This is a genomic window from Arthrobacter sp. fls2-241-R2A-172 (assembly GCF_030208885.1).
In the GTDB taxonomy this organism is placed as follows: domain Bacteria; phylum Actinomycetota; class Actinomycetes; order Actinomycetales; family Micrococcaceae; genus Arthrobacter.
In genome coordinates this window covers 135185-160364 of record NZ_JARVTB010000008.1, presented here as the reverse complement: position 1 = coordinate 160364, position 25180 = coordinate 135185, and the positions used below count along the sequence as shown (strand labels likewise).

23 protein-coding genes, 1 other RNA gene and 1 riboswitch are annotated in these 25180 nt (G+C 62.6%); of the genes, 13 read left to right on the top strand and 11 right to left on the bottom strand.

All coding sequences use genetic code 11. The annotated features are described in order from the left end of the window. Positions 1-59: 59 nt before the first annotated feature. Both QRM57_RS13600 and QRM57_RS13595 read right to left on the bottom strand, forming a co-directional pair. Entirely contained in the window at positions 60-1130 is a 1071-nt protein-coding gene (locus QRM57_RS13600) for a hemolysin family protein (RefSeq protein ID WP_284987018.1), read from the bottom strand. Then, positions 1127-2479, bottom strand: coding sequence for a hemolysin family protein (locus QRM57_RS13595; RefSeq protein WP_284987017.1), 1353 nt, complete (start codon positions 2477-2479; stop codon positions 1127-1129). Before QRM57_RS13595 ends, QRM57_RS13600 begins: the two co-directional genes overlap by 4 nt. A gap of 483 nt (positions 2480-2962) precedes the next feature. Here QRM57_RS13595 and QRM57_RS13590 point away from each other — a divergent pair, with 483 nt between their 5' ends. From QRM57_RS13590 to QRM57_RS21070, 5 genes are all read left to right on the top strand, one after another. Continuing rightward, positions 2963-6757, top strand: coding sequence for a multifunctional oxoglutarate decarboxylase/oxoglutarate dehydrogenase thiamine pyrophosphate-binding subunit/dihydrolipoyllysine-residue succinyltransferase subunit (locus tag QRM57_RS13590; RefSeq protein ID WP_284987016.1), 3795 nt, complete (start codon positions 2963-2965; stop codon positions 6755-6757). Between the two features lie 138 nt (positions 6758-6895). Then, complete coding sequence (locus QRM57_RS13585) at positions 6896-7495, top strand: GDSL-type esterase/lipase family protein (protein ID WP_014922202.1); 600 nt, start codon at positions 6896-6898, stop codon at positions 7493-7495. 108 nt (positions 7496-7603) lie between these two features. Continuing rightward, positions 7604-8452: a DUF4097 family beta strand repeat-containing protein gene (locus QRM57_RS13580; protein ID WP_284987014.1), complete on the top strand. Its 849-nt coding sequence runs from the start codon at positions 7604-7606 to the stop codon at positions 8450-8452. Next, complete coding sequence (locus QRM57_RS13575) at positions 8452-9066, top strand: PadR family transcriptional regulator (protein WP_284987013.1); 615 nt, start codon at positions 8452-8454, stop codon at positions 9064-9066. The genes QRM57_RS13580 and QRM57_RS13575 overlap by 1 nt, the downstream gene beginning before the upstream one ends. A 103-nt stretch (positions 9067-9169) precedes the next feature. Beyond that, complete coding sequence (locus QRM57_RS21070) at positions 9170-9244, top strand: 50S ribosomal protein bL37 (RefSeq protein ID WP_369299106.1); 75 nt, start codon at positions 9170-9172, stop codon at positions 9242-9244. Positions 9245-9339: 95 nt separating this feature from the next. Here the strand turns inward: QRM57_RS21070 and rsrA are convergent, their stop codons facing one another. Together rsrA and QRM57_RS13565 are read right to left on the bottom strand one after the other, a co-directional pair. Further along, entirely contained in the window at positions 9340-9600 is a 261-nt protein-coding gene (rsrA, locus tag QRM57_RS13570) for a mycothiol system anti-sigma-R factor (RefSeq protein WP_235520566.1), read from the bottom strand. Next, on the bottom strand, positions 9597-10400 hold the full coding sequence (locus QRM57_RS13565) for a sigma-70 family RNA polymerase sigma factor (protein ID WP_235520567.1): 804 nt from the start codon (positions 10398-10400) through the stop codon (positions 9597-9599). The genes rsrA and QRM57_RS13565 overlap by 4 nt, the downstream gene beginning before the upstream one ends. A 180-nt stretch (positions 10401-10580) precedes the next feature. Here QRM57_RS13565 and QRM57_RS13560 point away from each other — a divergent pair, with 180 nt between their 5' ends. The 7 genes from QRM57_RS13560 (at position 10581) to QRM57_RS13530 (ending at position 17827) form a co-directional block, all read left to right on the top strand. Next, on the top strand, positions 10581-11096 hold the full coding sequence (locus QRM57_RS13560) for a DoxX family membrane protein (protein WP_284987012.1): 516 nt from the start codon (positions 10581-10583) through the stop codon (positions 11094-11096). 6 nt (positions 11097-11102) lie between these two features. Further along, entirely contained in the window at positions 11103-12473 is a 1371-nt protein-coding gene (aroA, locus tag QRM57_RS13555; RefSeq protein WP_257369174.1) for a 3-phosphoshikimate 1-carboxyvinyltransferase, read from the top strand. Between the two features lie 2 nt (positions 12474-12475). Beyond that, a complete protein-coding gene (gene rsgA / locus QRM57_RS13550; RefSeq protein WP_284987011.1) occupies positions 12476-13591 on the top strand; it encodes a ribosome small subunit-dependent GTPase A in 1116 nt (371 codons plus the stop codon). A gap of 54 nt (positions 13592-13645) precedes the next feature. Then, positions 13646-14458, top strand: a complete 813-nt coding sequence (gene hisN / locus QRM57_RS13545) for a histidinol-phosphatase (protein WP_211711505.1) — start codon at positions 13646-13648, stop codon at positions 14456-14458. Between the two features lie 183 nt (positions 14459-14641). Then, positions 14642-14755: riboswitch (SAM riboswitch) on the top strand. 33 nt (positions 14756-14788) lie between these two features. Next, positions 14789-16195, top strand: a complete 1407-nt coding sequence (locus QRM57_RS13540) for an aminotransferase class V-fold PLP-dependent enzyme (protein WP_257369175.1) — start codon at positions 14789-14791, stop codon at positions 16193-16195. A gap of 120 nt (positions 16196-16315) precedes the next feature. Then, entirely contained in the window at positions 16316-17104 is a 789-nt protein-coding gene (locus QRM57_RS13535; protein ID WP_284987082.1) for a class I SAM-dependent methyltransferase, read from the top strand. Positions 17105-17113: 9 nt separating this feature from the next. Beyond that, positions 17114-17827: a metal-dependent transcriptional regulator gene (locus tag QRM57_RS13530; RefSeq protein ID WP_284987010.1), complete on the top strand. Its 714-nt coding sequence runs from the start codon at positions 17114-17116 to the stop codon at positions 17825-17827. A gap of 17 nt (positions 17828-17844) precedes the next feature. Here the strand turns inward: QRM57_RS13530 and QRM57_RS13525 are convergent, their stop codons facing one another. Beyond that, the gene (locus QRM57_RS13525; RefSeq protein ID WP_284987009.1) at positions 17845-19293 is read right to left on the bottom strand and encodes an MFS transporter; all 1449 of its coding nucleotides are present in this window, start codon (positions 19291-19293) and stop codon (positions 17845-17847) included. Positions 19294-19330: 37 nt separating this feature from the next. Between QRM57_RS13525 and QRM57_RS13520 the strand changes: the two genes are divergently transcribed. Beyond that, the gene (locus tag QRM57_RS13520; RefSeq protein ID WP_235520574.1) at positions 19331-19705 is read left to right on the top strand and encodes a hypothetical protein; all 375 of its coding nucleotides are present in this window, start codon (positions 19331-19333) and stop codon (positions 19703-19705) included. Positions 19706-19709: 4 nt separating this feature from the next. On the opposite strand, the gene QRM57_RS13515 is transcribed toward QRM57_RS13520, so the two are convergent. From QRM57_RS13515 to ftsE, 6 genes are all read right to left on the bottom strand, one after another. Further along, the gene (locus QRM57_RS13515) at positions 19710-20696 is read right to left on the bottom strand and encodes a S1C family serine protease (RefSeq protein ID WP_284987008.1); all 987 of its coding nucleotides are present in this window, start codon (positions 20694-20696) and stop codon (positions 19710-19712) included. A 188-nt stretch (positions 20697-20884) separates the two neighbouring features. Next, positions 20885-21253, bottom strand: a transfer-messenger RNA (tmRNA) gene (ssrA, locus tag QRM57_RS13510). A 100-nt stretch (positions 21254-21353) separates the two neighbouring features. Then, positions 21354-21824 carry an SsrA-binding protein SmpB gene (gene smpB, locus QRM57_RS13505; protein ID WP_235520576.1) on the bottom strand — a complete coding sequence of 157 codons (471 nt, stop codon included), beginning with the start codon at positions 21822-21824 and terminating at the stop codon, positions 21354-21356. Between the two features lie 65 nt (positions 21825-21889). Beyond that, complete coding sequence (locus QRM57_RS13500) at positions 21890-23305, bottom strand: M23 family metallopeptidase (RefSeq protein WP_235520577.1); 1416 nt, start codon at positions 23303-23305, stop codon at positions 21890-21892. A 55-nt stretch (positions 23306-23360) separates the two neighbouring features. Then, entirely contained in the window at positions 23361-24275 is a 915-nt protein-coding gene (gene ftsX, locus QRM57_RS13495; protein WP_211711497.1) for a permease-like cell division protein FtsX, read from the bottom strand. Further along, positions 24272-25036 (bottom strand): cell division ATP-binding protein FtsE, encoded by a 765-nt coding sequence (ftsE, locus tag QRM57_RS13490; RefSeq protein ID WP_026540084.1) that lies wholly within the window; start codon positions 25034-25036, stop codon positions 24272-24274. The genes ftsX and ftsE overlap by 4 nt, the downstream gene beginning before the upstream one ends. Positions 25037-25180: the final 144 nt, after the last annotated feature.

Genomic DNA, 25180 nt, shown 5'->3' with positions numbered 1-25180 from the left:
TATTTAGACAGTTCTGGCGTCGATCGAAACGACCGACGCCAGAACTGGCTTACTGTGCCTTATTGGGCTTGCTGGCCACCATAACGGCGGATCCCCGTCGCCTGGGTGGCGTCCCGGATCTCTCCAACCAACTGCTCGATGACGTCCTCGAGGAACAACACGCCCTGGGTGTCGCCACCGGCACCAACGACTCGCGCCAAATGTGATCCCGTGCGCTGCATGACAGACATGGCCTGCTCGATTTCGTCATCCGGTGCAAGGTTTGCCAACGAACGGATGCGCCCCTCGGCAATAGGGTGTTTCCGGCCCTCCTCCGGGATGGACAGGATGTCCTTCACGTGGAGGTAACCGGCGAGTTCGCCGTCGTCGTCCACCATCGGGAAACGTGAGAAACCCGTCCGGCTGACGGCCTTTTCAAGGTCCACGGGGGTGGAAGCCGTCTTGAGCACCATGAGCTTGTCCAGCGGGACCATGATGTGGGCCGCCGTGTGCTCGGAGAACTCCAGGGCTCCACTCAACAGGCCCGCGTCATCGTCCACCAATCCGTGGCGCGTGGACTCCTGGACAATCGATTGGACCTCTTCCAGGGTGAAGGAGGAAGAGACCTCGTCCTTGGGCTCGATTTTCATCAACCGCAGGATGTGATTGGCCAGCCAGTTGAGGGTCCAAATGACTGGGTTGACCATGCGGGCAATGAACATCAGCGGCGGAGCCAACAGCAGCGCCGCCTTGTCGGCCACGGACACCGAGATGTTCTTCGGAACCATTTCGCCAAAGGTGACGTGCAGGAATGTTACGAACAGCAAGGCGATCGCGAAGGCGATGATGTCCGCCAACTCAACCGGAACACCTACAAGCTCGAGGGGTTCAGCGAGCAAATGGTGGATAGCGGGCTCGGCCACCTGGAGAATAAGGAGCGAGCAAACGGTGATGCCCAATTGGGCGCAAGCCAGCATGAGCGAGACGTTTTCCATGGCACGCAATGTTGTCTGCGCACGTTTGGAGCCCGCCTCAGCCAGTGGTTCTATCTGGCTGCGCCGTGCCGACATGACCGCGAATTCCGCACCCACGAAGAACGCGTTTCCGATCAGGAGCACGACCAGCCAGACGATTCCTACCCAGTCGCTCATAGGGCACCTGCTTCGTGATGGGCGCCTTCAGCGTCTTCGGGTGACGATTCATCCGTCTCCACGTGGTGGAAGCAGATCCTGTCAATCCTGCGGCCGTCCATCCTGGTCACCGTCAACGTGCCGCCGACCGCGTCCACGACGTCGCCTGTCTTGGCGATACGTCCCAGCTGGCTCATGACATACCCGCCCACGGTTTCATAGGCAGATTCGTCGGGGACAACCAAGTTGGGGATCTGCTCGGTTACTTCGTCGGGCCGGAGAAGGCCCGGGAAATACCAGTCCCCTGATGCGCTCTGCAGAACGCCGGGGCGGACCTTGTCGTGCTCGTCCGCCACTTCGCCTACGATCTCTTCCACGAGGTCCTCGAGGGTGGCGATGCCGGCCGTGCCACCGTATTCGTCCAGGACAACTGCCAGCTGCAGATTCCCTTCACGCAGTTCGGACAGGAGCGCATCCAAGTGGATGGTCTCCGGAACCTGAAGGACGTCGGTCATGATCGCACCGGCCTGGAGCTTCGAACGGCGCTCAGCCGGTACGGCCACAGCTTTCTTGACATGGACCACCCCGCGGATATCATCCGTGGAATCGCCGATGACGGGGAACCGCGAGTAACCGGTTCGACGTGCGGCGTCGAGGATACCGGCCACCGACTGGTCGGCGTCGATTGTTTCCATCCGGATTCGCGGCGTCATGACGTCCGCCGCCGTGCGTCCGGAAAAGTTCAGGGTTCTCGCCACGAAGTTGGCCGTGCCGGCATCCAGCGTCCCGAGTTCAGCGGAGCGCCGGACCAACGAAGCGAGTTCCGCGGGAGTCCGTGCCCCCGAGATCTCTTCCTTGGCCTCAAGGCCAAAAAGGTTCAGCACCTTGTTCGAGAAACCATTGAGAACCACAATCGCCGGTTTGAACACTGCAGTGAACATCAGCTGCGGACGGGCGAGCCGCTTGCCCAACGGAAAAGCGAGGGCGATGGCCATGTTCTTGGGAACCAACTCACCGATCAGCATGGACAGGAGCGTCGCGAAGACCATCGCAACGATCAACGCCACCGAATGCACCACCTCGGAGGGAAGGCCCAACAAGCCCAAAGGACCCAACAGCAACTGACCAACGGAGGGCTCCATCACGAAACCGGTCAGCAGCGTGGTCAGCGTGATGCCGAGCTGGCAGCTGGAGAGCTGCGTTGAGAGCGATTTGAGGCATTTCAACAAGGGGGCCGCTGCTTGGTCTCCGTTGTCGACCGCACGCTGGACACTGGATTGGTCCAGAGCCACCAAGGAAAACTCAACTGCTACGAAAAAGCCGGTGCCAAGAATCAGGGCAAAGCCGGCAAGGAGAAGAATCCATTCCACTTAGCGCATCACCCCAAGGGTGGGCGCGTGCAATGGGGATAACGCCATCGGCCAGGGAATTCGGCCCGGCGGAGGCTGGTCGGGCGCCGCGGACGCATGGTCTGCGGCACCACCGGCAGAAAACGCCGGCGCGTGATGGGCATGTGAACGGGTGTTGCCGGCTCGACGGGCACGCTGTGCGGAGTTGCCAGTTTGGCTCCCCCGACAGTTCCCAGGCCGGCACCTAGATTTACTGTCCATAAGACTTTCAGTCTACAGTCCGCCGGCAGGGCACCCACACTCGGGTTACCGCACATTAATGGACGCCTTGGTCCACTAAGTCAGCTCCAACATGATTTAGGTCACCACTATTGGCAGTTAACCAACGATCCTAACTAGACTGTCAGGGGTCTGAGTTCGCGGGACCCGGACCCTGTCCCATCGTTGCGGAAAAGCAACCTTGGCCAGCGGGAAAACAACACTCATGGAAGAGGCGTATTTCAAGTGCCAGAGCAGCCCAGCCACCGTCTACCAGAGGAATTTGGCGGAAACGAGTGGCTCGTTGACGAACTGTACGAGCGGTACCAACAGGACAAGAATTCGGTCGACGCCAAGTGGTGGCCGCTCTTCGAATCCTTTGCCTCCGCTGACGGCACTTCTTCCAACGGAACCTCCGCAGCTCCAGCAGCTGCCAATCCCCCAACCCAAGTACTTCCCGTAGTGGCTCCGGCCGCAGCGGCCCCGGCACCGGCGCCGGCCGCTCCCGCAGCTGCCACGGAGACTGCCCCTGCAGCACCAGCTCCGGCCAAGAAAGAACCGGCCACGATTGCCCGGGACGGAGCAAAGAAGCCCGCCGGCGGCAACGCAACGCAGCCCATTCCGGCCCAGCTGCCCAAGAACACCAAGGCACCCACCGCGCCGGAAGAAGACGTCGTCTCCGTCCTGCGGGGCCCGGCCAAGGCCATCGCCACCAACATGGTCACCAGCCTGGAAGTACCCACAGCCACCAGCGTCCGGGCAGTACCCGCCAAGCTGCTGATCGACAACCGCGTGGTGATCAACTCCAACCTTGCCCGCGCACGTGGCGGCAAGGTGTCCTTCACGCACCTCATCGGGTACGCCGTTGTCCGTGCGCTTTCCCAGTTCCCCTCGATGAACGTCTACTACGACGAGATCGACGGCAAGCCGAGCGCCGTGCAGCCCGCGCACGTCAACTTCGGCATTGCCATTGACATGCCCAAGCCCGATGGCACGCGCCTCCTGATGGTTCCGAACATCAAGAAGGCCGAGACCATGGACTTCGCTGAGTTCTGGCACACCTACGAGGACCTGATCAAGCGCGCCCGCAATGGCAAGCTCACGGCTGATGACCACGCAGGCACCACGGTTTCGCTGACCAACCCCGGCGGCATCGGCACTGTCCACTCCGTGCCGCGCCTTTCCAAGGGCCAGGCCGCCATCATCGGCGTCGGTGCCCTCGACTACCCGGCGGAGTTCCAGGGTGCCAGCGAGAAGATCATCGCCCAGAACGCCATCAGCAAGATCCTGACGCTGACCTCCACCTACGATCACCGCGTGATCCAGGGCGCAGGCAGTGGCGAGTTCCTCAAGCTGGTCCACCAGCTCCTCCTCGGCGCGCAGAACTTCTACGACGAGATCTTCGAAGCCCTGCGCATCCCGTACGAGCCCGTGCGCTGGAGCCCGGACCTGCAGGTTGATCCGGCCGACGAGATCAACAAGGTCGCCCGCATCCAGCAGCTGATCCACTCCTACCGCGTGCGCGGCCACCTCATGGCCGACACCGACCCCCTGGAGTACGTCCAGCGCAAGCACCCGGACCTCGATGTCCTGACCTACGGCCTGACGCTGTGGGACCTTGACCGTGAATGGCCCACGGGTGGTTTTGGCGGCAAGCCGATGCTGAAGTTCCGTGACATCCTTGGCGTGCTGCGCGATGCGTACTGCCGCACCACCGGTATCGAGTACATGCACATCCAGGAACCTGCAGAACGCAAGTGGTTCCAGGACCAGCTCGAGCACCCGTACTCCAAGCCGAGCCGTGAAGAGCAGCTCCGCATTGTCTCCAAGCTCAACGCGGCAGAGGCTTTCGAGACCTTCCTGCAGACCAAGTTCGTCGGCCAGAAGCGCTTCTCCCTGGAAGGTGGCGAGTCGCTGATTCCGCTGCTCGACGCCGTCATCTCTGATGCAGCCGACGACGGCCTGGATGAGGTTGCCATCGGCATGGCCCACCGTGGCCGCCTCAACGTGCTGACCAACATCGCAGGCAAGACCTACGCCCAGGTCTTCCGCGAATTCGAAGGTACCCAGGACCCACGCTCGGTCCAGGGCTCCGGTGACGTCAAGTACCACCTCGGCACCGAAGGTACCTTCACCTCGGACAACGGCAAGCAGACCAAGGTCTACCTCGCCGCGAACCCGTCGCACCTCGAGGCAGTGGACTCCGTTCTCGAAGGCATCGTCCGCGCCAAGCAGGACCGCCTGGACCAGGGTGAGTCCTTCCCTGTCCTGCCCATCATGGTCCACGGTGACGCAGCTTTCGCGGGTCAGGGGGTTGTGGCTGAAACCCTCAACCTCTCGCAGCTGCGCGGCTACCGCACCGGTGGCACCATCCACGTGATCGTCAACAACCAGGTTGGCTTCACCACGGCCCCGTCCTCGTCGCGTTCGTCCACGTACTCCACGGATGTCGCCAAGATGATCCAGGCTCCGGTCTTCCACGTGAACGGCGACGATCCTGAAGCCGTGGTCCGCGTTGCGCAGCTCGCCTACGAGTTCCGTCAGCGTTTCCACAAGGATGTCGTCATCGACATGGTCTGCTACCGCCGTCGCGGCCACAACGAGGGCGACGACCCCTCGATGACCCAGCCGCTCATGTACAACCTGATCGAAGCCAAGCGCTCCGTCCGCAAGCTGTACACCGAGTCGCTGATCGGCCGTGGCGACATCACCGAGGAAGAAGCAGAGCAACTGCTCCGCGACTACCAGGAACGCCTCGAGCGCGTCTTCGCTGAAACCCACGCTGCCCAGACGTCGCCGATTCCGATCATCACTGCGGACTCCGCAGCTGTCTCGGACATCGAGCGGCCGATCGCACAGCAGGCCGATTTCGGGACCAACTCCCCTGCATCCACGGCAATTTCCGCTGAGACCCTTGCCCGCATCGGCAAGGCCCACCTGGAAATTCCAGAAGGCTTCACCGTCCACTCCAAGCTCAAGCAGCTGTTGGAGAAGCGTGAGCAGATGTCCCGTGAAGGCGGCATCGACTGGGGCTTCGGCGAGATCGCAGCCTTCGGCTCATTGATCATGGAGGGGGTGCCTGTTCGTTTGGCAGGCCAAGACTCCCGCCGCGGTACGTTCGTCCAGCGCCACGCCGTCTTCCATGACCGCGCCAATGGCAACGAATGGCTCCCGCTGGGTAACCTTTCGGACGACCAGGCCAAGCTGTGGATCTACGATTCCCTGTTGTCCGAATACGCCGCAATGGGCTTCGAATACGGCTACTCGGTAGAGCGTCCCGACGCCCTGGTCCTGTGGGAAGCCCAGTTCGGTGACTTCGTCAACGGTGCGCAGACCATCATTGACGAATTCATCTCCTCGGCTGAGCAGAAGTGGGGCCAGCGTTCCTCGTTGGTACTCATGCTGCCGCACGGCTACGAAGGCCAGGGCCCGGACCACTCTTCGGCACGCATTGAGCGCTTCCTGCAGATGTGCGCCGAGGACAACATGATCGTCGCGAACCCCACCACGGCCGCTTCGCACTTCCACCTGCTCCGCCGCCAGGCTTACAGCCGTCCGCGCAAGCCGTTGATCATCTTCACGCCCAAGCAGCTCCTGCGCCTCAAGGGCGCCGCTTCCGCCGTCGAGGACTTCACGAACGGCGGCTTCAGGCCGGTCATCAGCGATCCAGAGATGCAGCCCGCGAACGTTGACCGCGTCATCCTGGTTTCGGGCCGTTTGTACTACGACCTCCTGTCCAACCGGCAGAAGTCCGGCGATACCTCCACAGCGATCATCCGCGTTGAGCAGCTGTACCCGCTGCCCAAGGCTGAGATCGAAGCGGAGCTCGCCAAGTACCCGAACGCTGACGTCGTCTGGGCACAGGACGAACCTGCCAACCAGGGTCCTTGGCCGTTCATGGGCTTGAACCTGGCACCGGAGCTCGATCGTAAGCTCCGCCTGGTGTCGCGTCCGGCCTCTGCGTCCACGGCTGCAGGTTCCATGAAGCGCCACGCTGCTGAGCAGGATGCCCTGATCAAGCAGGCGTTCGAACGCAAGTAAAACCGAAACTGCCCGGCCCGAGGAGCGATAAGCGCGCCTCAGGCCGGGCAGTTCTGTTTAATGGGACAGGTACCGGTTCCCGAACCGGCTGTTGAGCCTGGACCGTGCAAGGACCGTAACGAGTGTGAAGAGGTAACCGTGGAAGACAGGAAGCTGCGCATCGCAGCTGTAGGAGATGAACTGCTGGCGGGCCTGGGGGATCCCCGCGCATTGGGTTGGCTCGGACGAGTGCTGGCCCGTACACCCCAGGACTCCGTCGTAGTGGAGAGTTTCCCGCTGCCCTGTCCCATGGAGGGTACTGAGGGGCTGGCCGCCCGTTGGCAGGATGAAGCGGGCAGGCGTTTCAGCGACACGCACGAGAACCGCCTGGTCATCGGCCTGTCGGGGCGCGACCTGGAGTTCGGCTTGTCCACGGCACGGAGCAGGTTGAACCTTGCCAACATCCTGGACGGCGCCTCGCACAGCAGCGTTGAGGTATTTGTGGTCGGCCCGCCGCCCACACTTGACCCAGCACGGAACAAGCGGCTCGCCGAACTCAACACAGCGTTTGCCGATGTCACCACCCGGCGGAACCACCACTACGTGGACACGTTTTCGCCCTTGCTCAACCACGAGCAGTGGAGGACTGACCTGGCCGCCAATGGAGGAACCCCCGGGCAGGCCGGCTACGGCTTGATCGCGTGGCTCGTCCTGCACCGCGGCTGGTTCCAGTGGTTGAACATCGCACAGCCCGAGTAGTTGCGAGGCAGCCTTGCCGGCCCTCTGATCAGGCTAACCATTGCGCCCCTCCAAATCGCGATATATCGTGAAATTATTCAACGCGATATATCGCAATCTGGAGGGGACATGTCAGAGGAGCTATGGACCGTCACCGGTCCGCAAACCATCGAAGTGGACCAGGTCCGATCGCTGAAGCTGGGAATCGTCAAGGGCCGCTTCGACGTGGTGTCCCACGACGAGGACTTTGTCCGGATCGAAATCAGCGAAATCACCGGCGACCCGCTGACCGTCACCTTGGTGGATGGCCGCTTGGAAGTCCGCCATCAATTACAGGGTCCGCAGGGCTGGTTCCGCAACCTGATGGGCACGGTCAACAACACCAGCACCAACTCCGTGGTAGTGGGAATCGCCCTCCCCCATGGCGTCGACGTCGAAACCGGAACGGTGAGCGGGGACGGCATGGTGTCCGGCACCGGCGGCCGCACCCGGCTGAACACCGTCTCCGGCTCCGTCATGGCGGACGGAACCAGCGGCGAACTCCATGTCAACACGGTGAGCGGCGAGGTCATCGCCAGAAACCACGACGGCGTCCTGACCGCCAAAAGCGTCTCCGGCGAAGTTACCGCGTCCGGCACGTTCAAGAACGTCCGGGCCAACACGGTCAGCGGCGACCTCAGCTTCGACCTCCAGGGCTACACGAACGATCTCGGAGCCAACTCCGTTTCCGGTGACCTGACCATCCGGCTGCCCCATGACGTCGGCCTGGACATCGTGGCGAAGTCCGCCAGCGGATCGGTGGTGATCGACGATCAGCTGTACGCCCAGCCAGGAAACAACGTGCACACCATCGTAGGACCCGACGAGCGGCTGATGCTGGTCCGCACCAACACCGTGTCCGGCAAGACGTACATCATGCATGCCTCAGCGCCCACAACCGACCACGAGAACCCCGCCGGCGGGGAAGCGGGCCTCTGATGCCCCCGGTCTTCGCCCACGGGGCCCTGCGCCTCTACCTGCTTGCCTTGCTCGAGGCAGGCCCGAAACACGGCTATGAGCTGATCAAGGCCCTGGGCGACCGTTTTGGCGGTACCTACTCCCCCAGCGCCGGCACCATCTACCCCCGCCTGGGCAAGCTGGAAGAAGAAGGACTTGTTGCCACCGAAACCGAGGGCAGGCGCACCAAGTACTTCATCACCGACGCCGGCCGCGCCGAACTGGACGGCCGAAGAGCGGAACTGGCCGATGTGGAAAACACCATCTCTGCCTCGGTCAGGCGGCTGGCCGACAACCTGCGGGAGGACATCAGGACCAACATGCGCGGCCTGCGGGCGGACCTCGCGGCAACCGCGGAGGCCGCACGCAGCAGCGCTTCGTCGGCCACGTTCCGAAGCCACACCGGCGGCTACACACCCGAGAGCCAGCGGATCCTGAAGGAAGCTGAGCTGATGGTTCAGTCGTTCAGGGATGACATCCGGGTTGAATTGCGCCAGCACGGCGCTTCGCATCCCTTGACGCCTGTGGCCCTGGAAACTGTCCGTGCCGTGCTGGACCAAGCACGCATTTCGATCCGTAATTCGCTGCGAAACTGAGCGCCTTTTCCCTTCCCGGTCCCGCCGGTTCGCGACCCAGCACCCGGGTGTGCGAAACTGGAGGGCAGCTTTATTGAGTATCAATCCTTGAAGGAGGCCAGCTATGAGCAAGCGTGCACGTAAGCGTCGTGACCGTAAGCGTGGCGGCGCGAACCACGGCAAGCGTCCCAACACCTAAGCCAGCGGCTTAGTGTCACATGCCTAAAAGCGAGGGCCCCGGAAACCATTCGGTTTCCGGGGCCCTCGACGCTTAATACCTTTTGCCGGGACGGATCAGGCGTCCACGGGCTTGATGGAGTGAATCCTGTCAAGAATGGAATTCTTGAGGTTCTCCGGTGCTGACTCAGTACACGAACGCTTAACCATGGTGCGGATGAGGCACTCGAGGTCATACTGCTCAGCGCATTCCCCGCACGTATCCAGGTGCTGCTTGATTTCACTGAGGTCATCACGGGTCAACGCACCGTCGAGATACTCATAAATCCGTTGCATTCGCGTATCGTCGCAATCGCCCAATCCCTGGCAGTCGCTCATTTCTCTTTCTCCTGATTGTTGCTTCCGGCCGCGGCCTGATCTTCGGTATGGGCCCTGAAGCCCCGTTCGGCGGCATAATCCGCCAGCATGTCCCGCAGCATTTTCCTGCCGCGGTGCAACCGCGACATCACCGTGCCGATGGGGGTGTTCATAATTTCTGAGATCTGCTTGTACGCATATCCCTCGACGTCCGCGAAGTAGACCGCCAACCGGAATTCCTCCGGGATGGCCTGCAACGCGTTCTTGACGTCGGAGTCCGGCAGATGGTCCAACGCCTCGGCTTCCGCGGACCGCAGCCCCGCGGAGGTGTGGGACTCGGCCTTGGCCAACTGCCAATCCTCAATCGTGTCCGAATTGGACTGCAGGGGTTCCCGCTGACGCTTTCGGTAGAGATTGATATAGGTGTTGGTCAGGATGCGGTACAACCATGCCTTGAGGTTGGTCCCGGGCTTGTATTGGTGGAAGGCGGAAAAGGCCTTGGTGTAGGCCTCCTGGACCAGGTCTTCCGCGTCCGAAGGGTTCCGCGCCATCCTCATCGCTGCCGAGTACAGCTGGTCCACATACTGCATGGCGTCGCGCTCGAATCGGGCACGCCGCTGCTCGGACGTCTCAGAGGAGACGTCGACGGCGGCCGTCGCCTCCGCAGTGCCCTCTGCGGACGATTCGGCTGCTTCATACATGGCCGCTGCGGCCGGTTCAATGGTGCTCATCGTTGCCAAGTCTACTGTCAGCTTGGGTGAAACCAGCTGTGAACCGTACCCCGGCTCTGACAGGACCGCCCGGTCCTTAACCAAAGTCAAAAAACCAACTCCGTTCAGCGAAGCGGCAACACCATGCCGCGGTCCGGTCTCCACCGCACCTGTTGTTCACAACGGCCGCCGCTGGGTAAATATTCCGCAAAGGTGCAAGACTAGAGCAGACTGCACCCCGTGAACACAACACTCATCCAATAGTGTGGCAAGCCATCCAGGAGGCAAGACATGTCTGTTATCCGTTTTCTCGCGCGTCCCATGCTCGCGTCCAGCTTCGTCGTCGCAGGTCTGGGAAAGCTACGGAACGCGGACGACACCGCGAAGCAACTCTCGCCTGTACTGCGCCGCGCATCGGAGTCCCTGCCCTTCAAGGCAGACGAGAAGACCCTTGCCCGTGTTATCGGCGGCGCCCAGCTGGGCGCCGGGACATTGCTCGGCCTGGGCAAGCTCTCCCGTTTCGCCGCAACCGTTCTGGTTGTGACGTCCGCCCTTAACTCCTATGTGGAGTGGCGCTCAGCCGATATCAGCACCAAGGAAGGCCGGATTGCCCGCAAGGCACGGCTCCTCAAGAACATTTCCCTCACGGGAGGCGTCCTGCTTGCTTCCGTTGACACCGAGGGCCGGCCAAGCATCGCATGGCGGGCCGAGCACCTCGCGGCCGACGCCAGGAAGGTCACCGGCAAGCAGATCAAGCGCGCCGACAAAGCAGTTCGCAAGGCCGTAGACAACGCAGTTGGAGCATAAGGAAGCATGACAGGCACCACCCCCGCCAACACCGACCCAGCAGCTACCGAAACCTCGCTTCCGCTATGGTCCGCCCCGTACGCCCAAGGCCCTGTGGATGCGACGGTGACGGTCCCGGGTTCGAAGTCGTTGACCAACCGGTACCTGGTGCTTGCAGCTTTGGCGGATGGGCCGTCTCGCCTGCGGGCTCCCCTGCATTCCCGCGACTCTGCCCTCATGATCCAGGCCCTTCGGCAGCTCGGCGCCACGGTCACTGAAGAACCCGGCGACGGCGACTACGGACCCGACCTCCTGATCACGCCGCTGGATCCCCTGGCTACAAGCGCAGAAACCGCCATCGATTGCGGGCTGGCTGGAACTGTGATGCGTTTTGTTCCGCCGCTCGCGGCGTTGCGCCGCGGGGCTACCGTGTTCGACGGCGATCCGCATGCGCGCAACCGACCCATGGGCACCATCATCGAGGCCTTGGTGGCGCTGGGGGTTCCTGTCGCCGCTGAAGGAGGCAGGACGCCGTCGGCCCTTCCGTTCACGGTGGAAGGCACCGGGGAGGTGCGCGGGGGGCACCTGGTGATCGATGCCAGCGCTTCGTCGCAGTTCGTCTCTGCCTTGCTGCTGGTGGGTGCGCGTTTCACCGAGGGCCTGCACCTGGAGCATGTAGGCAAGCCCGTTCCGAGCCTTGACCACATCTCGATGACGGTGGCGACCCTCCGCAGCGTCGGGGTCTCTGTGGACGATTCGGTGCCGAACCACTGGCGGGTATCCCCCGGTCCCATCAGCGCCTTTGACCAACGGATTGAGCAGGACCTCTCCAACGCCGGCCCCTTCCTGGCAGCTGCGCTGGCTACCAAAGGAACCGTCCGCATCCCCAACTGGCCATCCGGCACCACGCAGGTGGGCGACATGTGGCGGAGCATCCTCGCCACCATGGGAGCGGAAGTCACTCTTCAGGACGGGACGCTGACCGTTACCGGTGGTCAGGAGATCAAGGGCGCGGACTTCGACGAAACCAGCGAACTCGCACCCACCGTTGCCGCGCTCTGCGCACTTGCAGCCGGCCCTTCGCGTCTCACGGGCATTGCCCACCTACGTGGCCACGAAACTGATCGGCTCGCGGCCCTGGTGGCCGAGATCAACAGGCTGGGTGGTGACGCTGAGGAAACGGCTGACGGCTTGGTTATCCGGCCAGCTGCCCTGCATTCCGGGATCGTGCACAGCTACGCGGACCACCGCATGGCCACAGCGGGTGCCATCCTTGGCCTCGCCGTCGAAGGGGTCAAGGTCGAAGACATCGCCACGACGTCTAAGACCATGCCGGAGTTCCCGGACATGTGGGTTCGGATGCTCGGGACTGCCGGCGCGGAAGAGGCCGGCAACTGACCATGGCCCGCGACGCACGCTCCTGGGACGAGTCCGATGTCCGTATCCGTCCCAACAAAAAAGGGTCACGCCCCAGGACCAAGGACCGCCCAAGCCACGATGACGCCGTCATTGGGCGCGTCATCACCGTAGACCGGGGACGGTACCGGGCAATTGTCGGGGAAGACACCGACAACGAGCGCCTGGTCATCGCAGCACGGGCCCGTGAACTGCGGCGTAACCCCGTGGTCCCGGGTGACTTCGTCGCCCTGGTCGGAGATGTCTCCGGAGACCCGGATACCCTCGCCCGCCTGGTCCGGGTGGAGGAGCGCAGGACGCTCCTGCGCCGCAGTGCTGACGACACCGATCCGATCGAACGTGTCGTCGTGGCCAATGCCGATCAACTCGTGGTGGTGGTGGCGGCCGCGAACCCCGAGCCCCGGACCGGATTCATCGACCGCGCCCTGGTGGCCGCGTATGACGCCGGCATCGAGCCGCTGCTGCTCATCACCAAGGCGGACGTCAAGGACCCGGCGGAACTGCTGGCGAACTACCTCAGCCTGGACTTCCCCGTAATCATCAGCCGGACCGCCGATTCAGGGGCCGGCGGCATTGACGCGCGTTCCGACGACGGCCTGTCCGCCCGCCTCGACCGGGATGCCGTCGCGCAGCTCCGCTCCCACCTCGGCGGAAAAGTAACTGTCATGCTCGGCCACTCCGGTGTGGGCAAGTCCACCATGGTCAACGCCCTGACGGGAGCCGAACGCGCCACTGGCGGCGTAAACGCGGTGACGGGCCGCGGCAGGCACACTTCCTCGTCGGCCCTGGCCCTTAAACTCGATGACGCCCCCACGGGAAGCTGGATCATCGATACTCCCGGCATCCGCTCCTTCGGTTTGGCCCATGTGGACCCGGACCGGATCCTGCGTTCCTTCCCCGACTTGGAGCCCGGCACGGATGGCTGCGAACGCGGCTGCAAACACGACGCAACCGCCATCAATTGCGGACTGGATGCGTGGGTCAACGAAGGCCATGCCGGACCGTCAGGCGTCGCCCGCCTTGCCTCACTGCGTCGCTTGCTTGGGGCTGATCCCCGGCTCGAAGCGAAAGAGGCCAAGGAATTGGGCACGGTCAACTGATCGTGGCGGCTTCACGTCCCCACTGCGGCCAGTGATTCAGGATAGTTTGGTGGCATGACCCATCCCGTTTCCACCTACAACGATGACTTGCGTCTCGCCCACGTCCTCGCAGACTCAGTAGATGCCCAGACCATGGATCGCTTCAAAGCGCTGGACCTGCAGATCGAAACCAAGCCGGACCTCACACCCGTCACAGATGCGGACAAGGCCGCGGAGGAAGCGATTCGCGGCCAGCTGTCCCGTTCCCGCCCCCGCGACGCCGTCCTGGGCGAGGAATTCGGCAGCAGCGGACACGGCTCGCGTCGTTGGATCATCGATCCCATCGATGGCACCAAGAATTTTGTTCGCGGTGTTCCGGTATGGGCAACGTTGATTGCGCTGGTCGATGAAGGCGAACCGGTTGTTGGCGTAGTGAGCGCCCCGGCTCTGGGCAAGCGGTGGTGGGCAGCCAAGGACATGGGCGCTTACATGGGCCGTTCGCTCGCCTCCGCCACACGCCTGAAGGTTTCCAACGTCTCCCGGTTGGCGGACGCGTCGATGTCGTACTCGAGCCTTTCCGGCTGGAAGGAACGCGGCAACCTCGACGAATTCATGGGACTCACAGAGGACATCTGGCGTACTCGCGCCTACGGGGATTTCTGGTCCTATTGCCTGGTCGCCGAAGGCGCCGTGGATATCGCCTGCGAACCTGAGCTGAATCTCTACGACATGGCTGCCTTGGTGCCCATCGTCACGGAAGCCGGCGGACGCTTCACGTCGCTGGAGGGCGAAGACGGACCGTTCGGCGGTAACGCGTTGGCCACCAACTCGATATTGCATTCGGAGGTCCTCAAGCGCCTCAACCCTGGGCTGGACGACCTCCTCTAGCTCCGGTTGCGGCACGGCCCGCATCGAACCATCACGAAATTTTCGACGGCGGACGACCCCTTTTGGGGCCGTCCGCCGTTTTATCTTCGCCCAATGACGACTTTTTCGTTCCACGTAACAATGCGCTTAACAATGTCCACCGGCTTTGGAGTGGCTGATGGGTATGCCCTAACCTTTTTTACAGGTCACGAGTGCCAGCGCTAAACCCCGGTTTGCTGGCCGGCAACCCTCCATTCGCGGTGGGGTGCCCCGGGTGACGACCCGGCCGGTCCGGAACGGATACGGCAAGCGCGGATCCCCCATGCGGGGGTCCCTCTTAAGTGAGGTCCCATGAGCACCGTTACGTTCAACGCCAACACCATTCCGTCGTTTGCTGAGGCAAGCGCAGTGCCGGTTGCTGCTGCACGTCCGCTGGCCGCTGTCACGGGCGCGGAGTTGCAGGCGCCCCTGATCCAAGGCGGCCATGTCCGTTATGCCAACCTCGACTACGGCGCATCGGCACCTGCCCTGACCATCGTCTCGGCGCACCTCAACGAGGTTTTGCCTTACTACGCCAGCGTTCACCGCGGTGCGGGTTTTGCTTCGCAGATCAGCACCTCTGTCTACGAAAATTCCCGGAACATCGTGCGTGAATTCGTGGGCGGCCGGGCTGATGACTCCGTGATTTTCACCCGCAACACCACTGACTCCCTGAACTTGCTGGCCGGATGCCTCCCCGTGGTTGATGGCCAGGTCGCTGGCGAGGTCCTGTACCTGGACATCGAACACCACGCCAACCTGCTGCCTTGGCAGGGTGTGCCCCACCGAAGCGTCGTTGCAGCACCAACCCTGGCCGCAACGTTGGATAAACTCCGCGATGAACTCGCCCAAGGCGGCGTGAGCCTGCTGGCGGTCACGGGCGCTTCGAACGTCACCGGTGAAATCCTCCCCATCGCCGAACTGGCTTCCCTTGCCCACGGGTTCGGCGCACGGATCGTGGTGGACGCCGCCCAACTTGCACCCCACCGCCGCATCAACATCGCAGAAGCGGACATCGACTACCTGGTCTTCTCCGGCCACAAGCTCTACGCTCCGTTCGGCGCTGGAGTGGTGGTGGGGCGCCCTGACTGGCTCGACGCCGGTGTCCCCCACCTGGCTGGCGGCGGAGCCGTCCGTGAAGCCCGGTTGGATTCGGTCAGCTGGGCTACCGGCCCGGCCCGCCATGAGGGCGGTTCTCCCAACGTTCTGGGAGCGGCAACCCTGGCCCGCGCCACCCAGGTGTTGGCCGGCCTGGATGAGCAGGAATGGCATGACCATGAAGCGGCCATACGTTCCTACCTTGTTGAAGGCCTGGAAGCGATTGAGGGCGTCTCTGTCCACAAGATCTTCAGCGATTCCGTAGACACCATTGGTGTGGTCAACTTCTCCGTGGAAGGCTTCGACGCCGGTTTGGTCGCCGCCTACCTCGCGGCGGAACACGGTGTCGGCCTTCGGGATGGCCGGTTCTGCGCCCACCCGCTGCTCAAGCGCCTGGGACTGCCGTCAGGTTCGCTGCGGGCAAGCTTCGGCGTCGGCTCCCGGTTGGAGGACGCCACCAGGTTGCTGGCAGGCATCGAGGAACTCAAGCGCAACGGACTTGGCTGGGACTACGTAGTGGACGAAGGCCGCTGGGTACCCGCGAACGACCACCGCAGCTACCCTGAATGGGCACCCAATACTCCGGGCACGGCAGGCGCAGCGCCCTGCACTGTGGACTAGGAATCCGCGCACCAAAGGGTTCCACGGCTGCGGTAAATTCGTAGGGTACCTTTTGGCAACCCTGTGAAGGAGCTCCGCGTGTCCACGCCGTCCCCCGGAGCCGCGAGTCATCCGGCGGTCATTCCCGGACCAGCAGGACCACGCGGTCCCAAGCTCCACGCCACCCGCAGGCACGAACTGGGCCAAAGCTTCCAGGACGGCGGGGAACATTATGACCGCGTGCGCCCCGGATACCCCATGGACTCCCTGGAATGGATCCTGCCCCAAGGGGCCCGGACAGCGGCCGACATCGGGGCGGGCACCGGCAAGTTCACGTCGCTTCTCCTCCAGCGGGACCTGGAGGTTGCCGCCGTCGATCCTTCACCGGACATGCTGGAACAACTGCGCAAAAGCTATCCGCAGGTCAACGCACTGGTGGGAACAGCCGAGGCAACAGGGCTGACGGACTCAGCATTCGACGTCGTCAGCGTTGCGCAGGCATGGCACTGGTGCGACCCCCTCCCCGCCAGCACGGAGATCGCCAGGATCCTCAGGCCCGGCGGAACGATGGGCCTAGTGTGGAACCAGCTGGACACGTCCATTCCCTGGGTCCACAGGCTGTCCCGGATCATGCACGCGGGAGATGTCCACAAGCCGGGATTCCGGCCAGTTATCGGTCCGGAGTTCCATGGCCTGGAACGCCACCTGACCACATGGGAGGATCCCCTGACTCCGGAGGACATCATGGAGTTGGCGAAGTCGCGCAGTTACTACCTCCGTGCCGGCGAGACCACCCGTGCGAAAGTCATGGATAACCTCAAGTGGTACCTCCACGAACATCTTGGACATGCTGCGGGCGAAACAGTGCCCGTGCCCTACGTGACGCAAACGTGGCGTGCACTCAAGGTCCAGGGTGCGCCGCCACGGTAGGCTTGGTGTGTGAAGACCAGTACGCCCTCCTCCTCGATCGAGGACTACGTCAAGGTCATCTACTCCTATACGGAGTGGCAGGACAAGCCGATCACGTCCTCCCAGCTCGCCCAAAGGCTGGGCGTGGCCAACTCCTCCGTCTCGGAAATGGTCCGCAAGCTCAAAGACCAGGGCTTGGTTGACCACCAGCCCTACAGCGCCATTCGACTGACCTCTGAAGGCATGCGGCTGGCCTTGTCCATGGTGCGTCGGCACCGGCTCATCGAAACCTACCTTGTGGAGGAACTGGGCTACAGCTGGGACGAGGTCCACGACGAAGCCGAGATGCTTGAGCATGCGGTGTCCGACACCTTCATCGAACGCATGTCAGCCAAGCTTGGACACCCCGTCCGGGATCCGCACGGCGATCCCATTCCGTCGGCAGACGGAATGGTGGACTTGCCGCACGCGTACCAAATGATCGAACTGGACCAAGGCCATGCCGGGAAGATCACCCGCATCAGCGACGAAAACCCCGATCTCCTCCGTTACCTGGCTGCCCAGGACATCGCGCTGGACGCGCCTGTTGAAGTCATGGGGCGCAAGCCGTTCGGTGGGGCACTCGTTGTGAGGATCGGCAGCGGACCGGATCGCCGTGAGTTTGACCTGGCCGACGAAGTCGCATCGGCTCTCTGGGTGCAAAGCGCAGGAGTCCATCCTGGGTGCGTGCTCCCCGGGCACTGAAGCAGCCGCACGTCCGGCTAGCTGCGCTGGCTGGCGGGACCGCCGTCGTCGGACGCCGTGTCAGTAACGCTTCCAGCAGAGGCAGCCGCTTCGCGCGGCGGGTTCCGGATCCCGACGGCGGACGCCAGGCCCCCGATGACGAAAAGGGCCGCGGTGACCAGCAAGGCATTATCCAGGCCCTGCCGCGTGAACACCGGTCCAACGATCACCCCGGCGAAGGCAATGGTAATCAAGCCGGCAATGCGAGCCACTGCGTTATTGACCGCCGAGCCTATACCGGCCTCCTCCGTGGGCACTGCACCCAGTATCGCCGCTGTCAGGGGAGCCACCAGAGTAGCCAAACCCACGCCGAAGACAATCTGGCCGGGAAGCACCTGCGTCCAATAGTTGAGGGGCTCCTGGACCGTCAATGACATCAGGAAGCCCACGCCGCACAACAACGGACCCGCCGTCATGAACCAACGAGGGCCATACTTGCCGGCAAGGCCGCCAAAATACGACGCACACAGCATCAGGATGACCGTACCCGGAAGCAGTGCGATGCCGGCCAATGTCGCACCCATACCGCCCACCTGCTGAAGGTAGATGCCCAGGACGAAGAACCCCAGCGAAATCCCGCCGTAAATAGCCAAGGTTGCAACATTGCCCCACGCAAAATTGCGGATGCCGAAGAGCCTTAGCGGCAGCATCGGTTGGGCAGTCCGCGCCTCGTGGACCAGGAAAAGCACCAAAGCTACGGCTCCAACCACCAGCGGCGCCCACACCAGCGGGCTCTCCCAGCCCATCCTGCCCTGCTCGATGAAGGCATATACGGGACCACCCAGGCCGACCATCGCCAGGAACGCACCGAGATAGTCGATCTTCTTGCTCTTGTCCCGTGCGGCGTCACTTGCTCGCAAGCCCGACAGCATAGGCCAGATCAGGGCTGCAGGGACAACGTTGATGAAGAAAATGACCCGCCAGGAAAGCAAATCCACAGAGACACCGCCGATAAGCGGCGCCACAATGGCAGCCGCGCTGGTCCACCCGGACCACTGGCCAATGGCTTTGGACTGGGCAGGGCCGGAGAACGAGGTAACGATCATGGCCAACGAACTCGGGACCAGGAGCGCACCGGCAATTCCCTGCAGGGCACGTGAGACTACAAGGACTTCGCCGGTCCAGGCAAGCCCGCACATCACCGAGGTCACCGCGAACCCGGCCAGGCCCCATTCCAGGATCCTGGCCCTGCCAAAATGGTCGGACAATGAGCCGGCCACCAGGATGAGGGCACCCAACGTCAGCAAGTACGCATCCACCACCCACTGCTGGATGACCAGGCCACCGCCCAGTTCCCGCCCAATGGCCGGAAGTGCGAGATTCACCACAAAACCGTCAAGGATCGCAATGAACGAAGCCACGATTGCCACCACCAGCACGCGTTTTTGGAGCGGGGTGCTCGGTTCCACAGCGGCTGCGTCAGTCATGAGCACAGCCTACGCCGAAGGAGTCCCGTATCGTTGAATGGTGATTAGCAGACGTGACGCCGCCCTGGCCCTGGATATTTCGATGGAAATGGCCCAACGCCACGGCATTCCGTCCCGCCTTAGCGAGGCCGAGCTTCGCGACATGCAGGACAATCCCCCGGCCTGGCTCGTGCAGTCCCGTGCCAACCGCACCGGAAAGCGCCCAGTCTGGGTCCACCTCACATGCGCTGTGTGCGGCTACTCTGAGGCTGTCCGGCCCAAGAAGTGGTGGCCGGACTTCTCGTTCGTCTATTGCGGCACGCACCGGAACTCCGAGCTGCCCAAGCTGTTCCTCGGCGAAGTCCGCAGCGAATACGAAGGCGTTGGCAGCCGCTTCGTCGGCGTCGTGGACGTTCCGGAGAACCAGGCCTAGCCGGCTAACCCGCCTGCTGGCTCATCTCCGAAGGTACCGCGAGAAGCTGGAAGGTCCGGCCCTCCCGTAGCACGGTCAGCGGGAACGGTTCGCCGATCGCCTCCTCAAAGAGCAGCTTCTGGAGGCTTTCCGCGCTGGACACCGCCCTCCCCTGGGCACGCAGCACCAGATCACCTGGCTGGAGTCCGGACCGCTCAGCAGGTGAGCCCGCGATCACCTCGACAACGCGCAAGCCTTCCTTCTGACCTGTCCGCACCACGGCACTGGCGTCAAGGGGTATCGGGGTGCTGACCAGGCCCAGGTAGGCTCGACGCACCCGGCCATCCCGCAGCAACGAGGCAATGATCCTCTGCGTCGTCCTGTTGATGGGAACAGCCAACCCCAGCCCAAGTCCGGCGACAGCAGTGTTGATGCCGACGATGCGGCCCCTCGTATCAGCCAAAGCCCCACCGGAATTTCCTGGATTCAGCGCAGCATCGGTCTGGATGACATCTTCAATCACCCGCCGGTGTTCTCCTGCCCGGACAGGGATGGAGCGACCCAGGCCACTGACCACGCCGGCAGTCACGGACCCGGCCAGGCCGAGGGGGTTCCCCACGGCGATGACCAACTGCCCTACACGCAAAGAGTCCGCGTTACCCAGCAGCGCCGGAGGCGGCGTGGATCTCAACCCACGGACCACAGCAAGATCGGACAGAGGATCCGCACCCACCAACTCCACATCGGTGTGCTTACCGTCCGCGAAGACGGCCCGGCCGGACTGAATGCCCGCCACGACGTGGGCGTTCGTCAGCAAGTACCCGTCGCCCGTAAACACGACGGCGGATCCGCTTCCCACACGCACTTGGCCACGGCGCCCTGTGCTTGTCATTTCAATGGCAGCAACATGGGGTGTTACGGACTCCGCCACCCTGATGACGAGCTGCGAATACGCGTCCAGGGCCTCGTCTTCGTCCGGGTGTTGTTGTTCAAACTCAGGCTCGGTACTCATCACTTGCCTCCTGCCAAACGTCGGACCGCGATCCGCACGCCCCGTCCGGCTTCGCGCTTACCCAGTACAACGACCGGGGTTGGGGGGCTAGTCCGGTTTACGGTACGCCGTGGGTGAACGTGGCTTACGGGCAGGTAGTTTTCGGCACGAAGAAAGCCCCCGGATCGCGAGGATCCGAGGGCTTTCCGGGGTGGAGATGGGGGGAATTGAACCCCCGTCCGATGTCGTGTTGTCAGGGCTTCTCCGGGCGCAGTTTGCGTCGGATTTTCTCGGCCCCAGCCGTCCTGCAAACAGGCGGCTGATCCGGGCCCAGTCATCTAAGAGTCCCGTTTACCTCAATGACGAAGGCAAACAGCAGTGGCTATCTAAATGACGCCAGGAACCGGGGCGATAGCAACCCCGGGCTGACGGACTGTCTTACTGCTTAGGCAGCGAGAGCGAAGTCAGTGCGCTTAGATTCGGCACTTATTGGTTTGCAGACAGCGTTTACGAGATAATTCTGCATCCTCGGCCCGCTTCACCTGTCGCGACTAACATCGTCGAAACCGATCATCCCCGTATTTTGTTACCAAACCGGCGGACTGTGGAAGCTCCGCCGGACTACTTAGCATAGCGCATTAATCGGAAGTTTCATTCCCGGACACGCGCCTTGGCCGGCTAGCGTCGGTTGCGTTCACGCAGTTCACGCAGGGACTCACGCTTATCCTGCTGCTCGCGGAGGGTCTGCCGCTTGTCGTAATCCTTCTTACCGCGGGCAAGGGCGATTTCCACCTTGGCACGTCCGTCGAGGAAATACAGCTGGAGCGGGACCACGGTGAAGCCGGACTCGCGGATCTTCTGCGAAATCTTGTCCAGTTCCTCGCGATGCAACAAGAGCTTACGACGCCGGCGCGCGGCATGGTTGGTCCAGCTCCCCTGGTTGTACTCAGGGATGTGGATACCCTCCATCCACAGCTCGTCGTTGTAGAAGGTGCAGAAGCCATCCACCATGGACGCATGGCCCTCGCGGAGGGACTTCACCTCGGTTCCCATGAGGGCAATGCCTGCCTCATAGGTATCAAGAATGAGGTAGTTGTGCCGGGCCTTCCGATTGGTGGCCACTACCTTACGGCCACTTTCCTTGGGCACAGTAGAACTCCTTGTTAGATGCGGATTTCAACTAGTGTACGCCAGCCCCGGCGGGCCCCCGCACCTTAGAGAAGGGTCATGGGGTCCACTGCCGAGCCGTTGAGCCAGGTTTCGAAGTGCGCATGGCAACCAGTGGAGTTACCTGTGCTGCCCGAGTAGGCAATGAGCTGCCCTGCCGAGACCTGCTGACCATTGGCAACCACAATGCTGCTGTTGTGATAGTAGATGGTGGTCAGCGAGTTGCCTTGGACAACGCCGTGGGAAATCTTGACCCGCCAGCCACCTCCGTCTGCTGAGTTCCAGCCGGAGTTGAACACCTGGCCCGCGGCGGCCGCGTAGACGGGGGTACCGCAGGCCGCACCGAAGTCGATGCCGGTGTGCATGTAACCACCCGTGCCGTAGAAGTCGATGGTGCCCGGCGGGGTTGCACGCCAACCGAACCCCGACGTGATGGGCACAGCGCTGGCGAACGGGTGCCGCAAACCGAATGCCGAAGGCGATCCCGCAGCGGGCGGAACATAAGGCTGCTCCGGGGGTGCCGGCCTACCCTGTGCTGCAGCAGCCGCGGCTGCGGCAGCAGCAGCCTCCGCAGCGATACGCCGTTGCTCCGCTTCCCACGCTTCCCGTAGCTTGCGGTCGCGCTCCACGATTTCAGCTGCAACGCTGTCCTGTTCGGACTTCACCCGAGCGAGGTTGGCTTCGATCCCGGGTTTGGCCGCTTGCAATTGTCCGTTCAAGCGGGTGGTGTCTTCGATCAGTTTGTCGACTTCGGCTTTCTTGCTCGCAGCCTCATCCCGGGCCGCTTTCTCCCGCTCCAGCGCGGCATCAGCCTTGGCCTTCAGGTCCTGGATTTCCTCCTCGACCGCAACCAGCCGCGCCTGTGAGTTCACGTTCGTGGCGTTTTGCTGCGTCAATTTGGTCATCGCTGCGTTTTGGCTGCGCATCGCCTGGTCAGCCAAATCCATGGACTCGGTCAGGCTTCCTGTTTCGCTGGAGCCGAACAAGAGGGCGATGTTGGTAGGCACGCCGCCCGATTTGTACGCCTGGGACGCAATCTGCCCGATCAGCTTTTTGGTGTCAGTGATTTTTTGTTTATCACTTTCCAGCTGTTCGGTAATCTTCGCTTTGTTCTGCTGGGCAAGCTCCACCCGGGCAGCCAACGCTTCGACTTCCTTGACTGCGCCGGCAACCCGGCCCTGAGCTTCAAGCAGCGCCTGCTGGGCTCCCGGAAGACGGCCTTGGTAGATCACCAGGTCACCGGCAGCCTTCGCGATATTCGCGTCCACGAATTCCAGGGAGGCCTGCACCCTGGCCGACTCTGCTTCCAGGGCGGCCTGCTGGTCATCCAGGTTGTCTGCCTGCGCGGTTGGGGCACCTGACAGGAGGCTGACAGCCAGACCCACGGCAAGGGCAGCACCCAGAATCCGAACGTGGCCGGACGCAAGGCGCCGACGCAGGGAGGTCGGGTCCAACGTGGTCATCAGGAGTCCTTTTCGCTTGTCAGCACGGTTGTTCGGTGAAACGGGAGGGTCACGGCTAAACCTTCAGGTAGCGCCGCAAGGTCAATAGTGACGATATACCAGCGAGCCCCGCACCCAGCGCAATGAGGACCGGGGCGATCACCAGAACCTGCGCCGATGAAATGAACGGCGTATTAAGGAACTGTCTGGAGAGGTCGCCATTGAGCCAGAAATGAGCCATCAGCCACAGGGTGACCGAGGCCAACAAGGCTCCAACGACGGCGGCTATGACGCCTTCGAGGATGAACGGCAGTTGGATGACCATCTTGGAGGCGCCCACGAGCCGCATAATGCCGGTTTCGCGACGCCGGCTGAAGGCTGAAAGGCGGATGGTTGTCGTAATCAGCAGCACCGCACAGAAAATCATCACCGCAGCAACGCCAATAGCAGCCACGGAGGCGCCGTTCATCCACGAGAAGATGCGTTCAAGGACCTGTCTTTGGTCACTCACGGTCTCGACGCCCGGCTGGGAGGAGAACGTTTCGCTGATGATCTGGTACTTCTCGGGGTTCTTCATGTTGATGCGGAACGAGGCCGGCAGCTGGTCCTCGGACACGGAGTCCACGATCGGTGAGTTGGAGAACTGTTCCTTGAAGTGCGTGTAGGCCTCGGCCTGGGATTCGAACTGGAAGTCGTTGATGTACTGCTTGACGGCAGGGGACTCCAGCATCGCCTTCAGGTTGTCCTGCTGCTCCTGCGTGGCCGGACCGGATGCGCAGCCAACCGCCGTCGAACCGTCGTTGCAGAGGAAGACCGCCACCTGGACTTTGTCGTACCAGTAGCCCTTCATCTGGTTGATCTGCATCTGCAGCATCCCCGCAGCGCCGACGAACGTCAGGGAAACAAAAGTCACCAATACTACGGAAATCACCATCGACAGGTTGCGGCGCAAGCCACTGCCGATTTCCCCGAGGATAAACAGGAGCCTCACAGCTGTGCCCCCTGGGCCCGGTCGAGTTCCTCGCCGCTGGCATCGCGCAGACGGCGCGACTCCCCCACCACAGGAATCATCGATGTGTACAGGGCCTTGGCTTCGTCGCGGATGACCTTACCGTTCTTAAGTTCCACCACGCGCCGGCGCATCTCGTTGACGATGTCGTCGTCGTGGGTGGCCATGACCACCGTGGTGCCGTTCTGGTTGATTTTGTCCAGGACTCCCATGATTCCCATCGAAGTGATGGGGTCCAGGTTTCCGGTCGGCTCGTCTGCCAGCAGGATGCCGGGGCGATTGACGACGGCGCGGGCGATCGCCACGCGCTGCTGCTCACCACCGGAGAGCTCATGCGGCATTCGCCGTTCCTTGCCTTCCAGACCCACTGTTTTCAGGACCTCCGGCACTGTCTCGCGGATAATAGAACGGCTCTTGCCGATGACCTGCATCGCGAAGGCCACATTGGCAAAGACGTTTTTCTGGGGCAGAAGGCGGAAATCCTGGAAGACCACGCCAATTCCGCGCCTGAGCTTGGGGACCCGCCAGCTAGAAATGTTGGCGACGTTCTGGCCCGCGACGTAAACGGACCCGGAGGACGCTTTGTCTTCCTTCAGGATCAGCCGCAGGAACGTGGACTTGCCTGAGCCCGAGGCACCGACGAGGAACGTGAATTCGCCGCGGTTGATCTCAAGGCTGACAGAGTCGAGCGCCGGTCGGGCATTCTGCTCGTAGACCTTGGTGACATTCTCAAATCTGATCATGGCCCTTTAGAACCCCGCCGGACATGACGTAGTCGCCCAGTCCAACAGCCGGAGCGCGGGCTTTCGATGGGGGAAGTGAGAGCACCGGCCACTCGACTATACGCACGGATAGGGAGCTAAACCGGACCTTTAAGGGGCGTGTCG

Excerpts from the sequence above, each read along its gene's own strand:
- QRM57_RS13600 (WP_284987018.1), bottom strand. The coding sequence starts at position 1,130 with ATGAGCGACTGGGTAGGAATCGTCTGGCTGGTCGTGCTCCTGATCGGA.
- QRM57_RS13580 (WP_284987014.1), top strand. The coding sequence starts at position 7,604 with ATGTCAGAGGAGCTATGGACCGTCACCGGTCCGCAAACCATCGAAGTG.
- QRM57_RS13575 (WP_284987013.1), top strand. The coding sequence starts at position 8,452 with ATGCCCCCGGTCTTCGCCCACGGGGCCCTGCGCCTCTACCTGCTTGCC.
- rsrA (WP_235520566.1), bottom strand. The coding sequence starts at position 9,600 with ATGAGCGACTGCCAGGGATTGGGCGATTGCGACGATACGCGAATGCAA.
- QRM57_RS13560 (WP_284987012.1), top strand. The coding sequence starts at position 10,581 with ATGTCTGTTATCCGTTTTCTCGCGCGTCCCATGCTCGCGTCCAGCTTC.
- aroA (WP_257369174.1), top strand. The coding sequence starts at position 11,103 with ATGACAGGCACCACCCCCGCCAACACCGACCCAGCAGCTACCGAAACC.
- rsgA (WP_284987011.1), top strand. The coding sequence starts at position 12,476 with ATGGCCCGCGACGCACGCTCCTGGGACGAGTCCGATGTCCGTATCCGT.
- hisN (WP_211711505.1), top strand. The coding sequence starts at position 13,646 with ATGACCCATCCCGTTTCCACCTACAACGATGACTTGCGTCTCGCCCAC.
- QRM57_RS13540 (WP_257369175.1), top strand. The coding sequence starts at position 14,789 with ATGAGCACCGTTACGTTCAACGCCAACACCATTCCGTCGTTTGCTGAG.
- QRM57_RS13525 (WP_284987009.1), bottom strand. The coding sequence starts at position 19,293 with ATGACTGACGCAGCCGCTGTGGAACCGAGCACCCCGCTCCAAAAACGC.
- QRM57_RS13520 (WP_235520574.1), top strand. The coding sequence starts at position 19,331 with ATGGTGATTAGCAGACGTGACGCCGCCCTGGCCCTGGATATTTCGATG.
- QRM57_RS13515 (WP_284987008.1), bottom strand. The coding sequence starts at position 20,696 with ATGAGTACCGAGCCTGAGTTTGAACAACAACACCCGGACGAAGACGAG.
- QRM57_RS13500 (WP_235520577.1), bottom strand. The coding sequence starts at position 23,305 with ATGACCACGTTGGACCCGACCTCCCTGCGTCGGCGCCTTGCGTCCGGC.
- ftsE (WP_026540084.1), bottom strand. The coding sequence starts at position 25,036 with ATGATCAGATTTGAGAATGTCACCAAGGTCTACGAGCAGAATGCCCGA.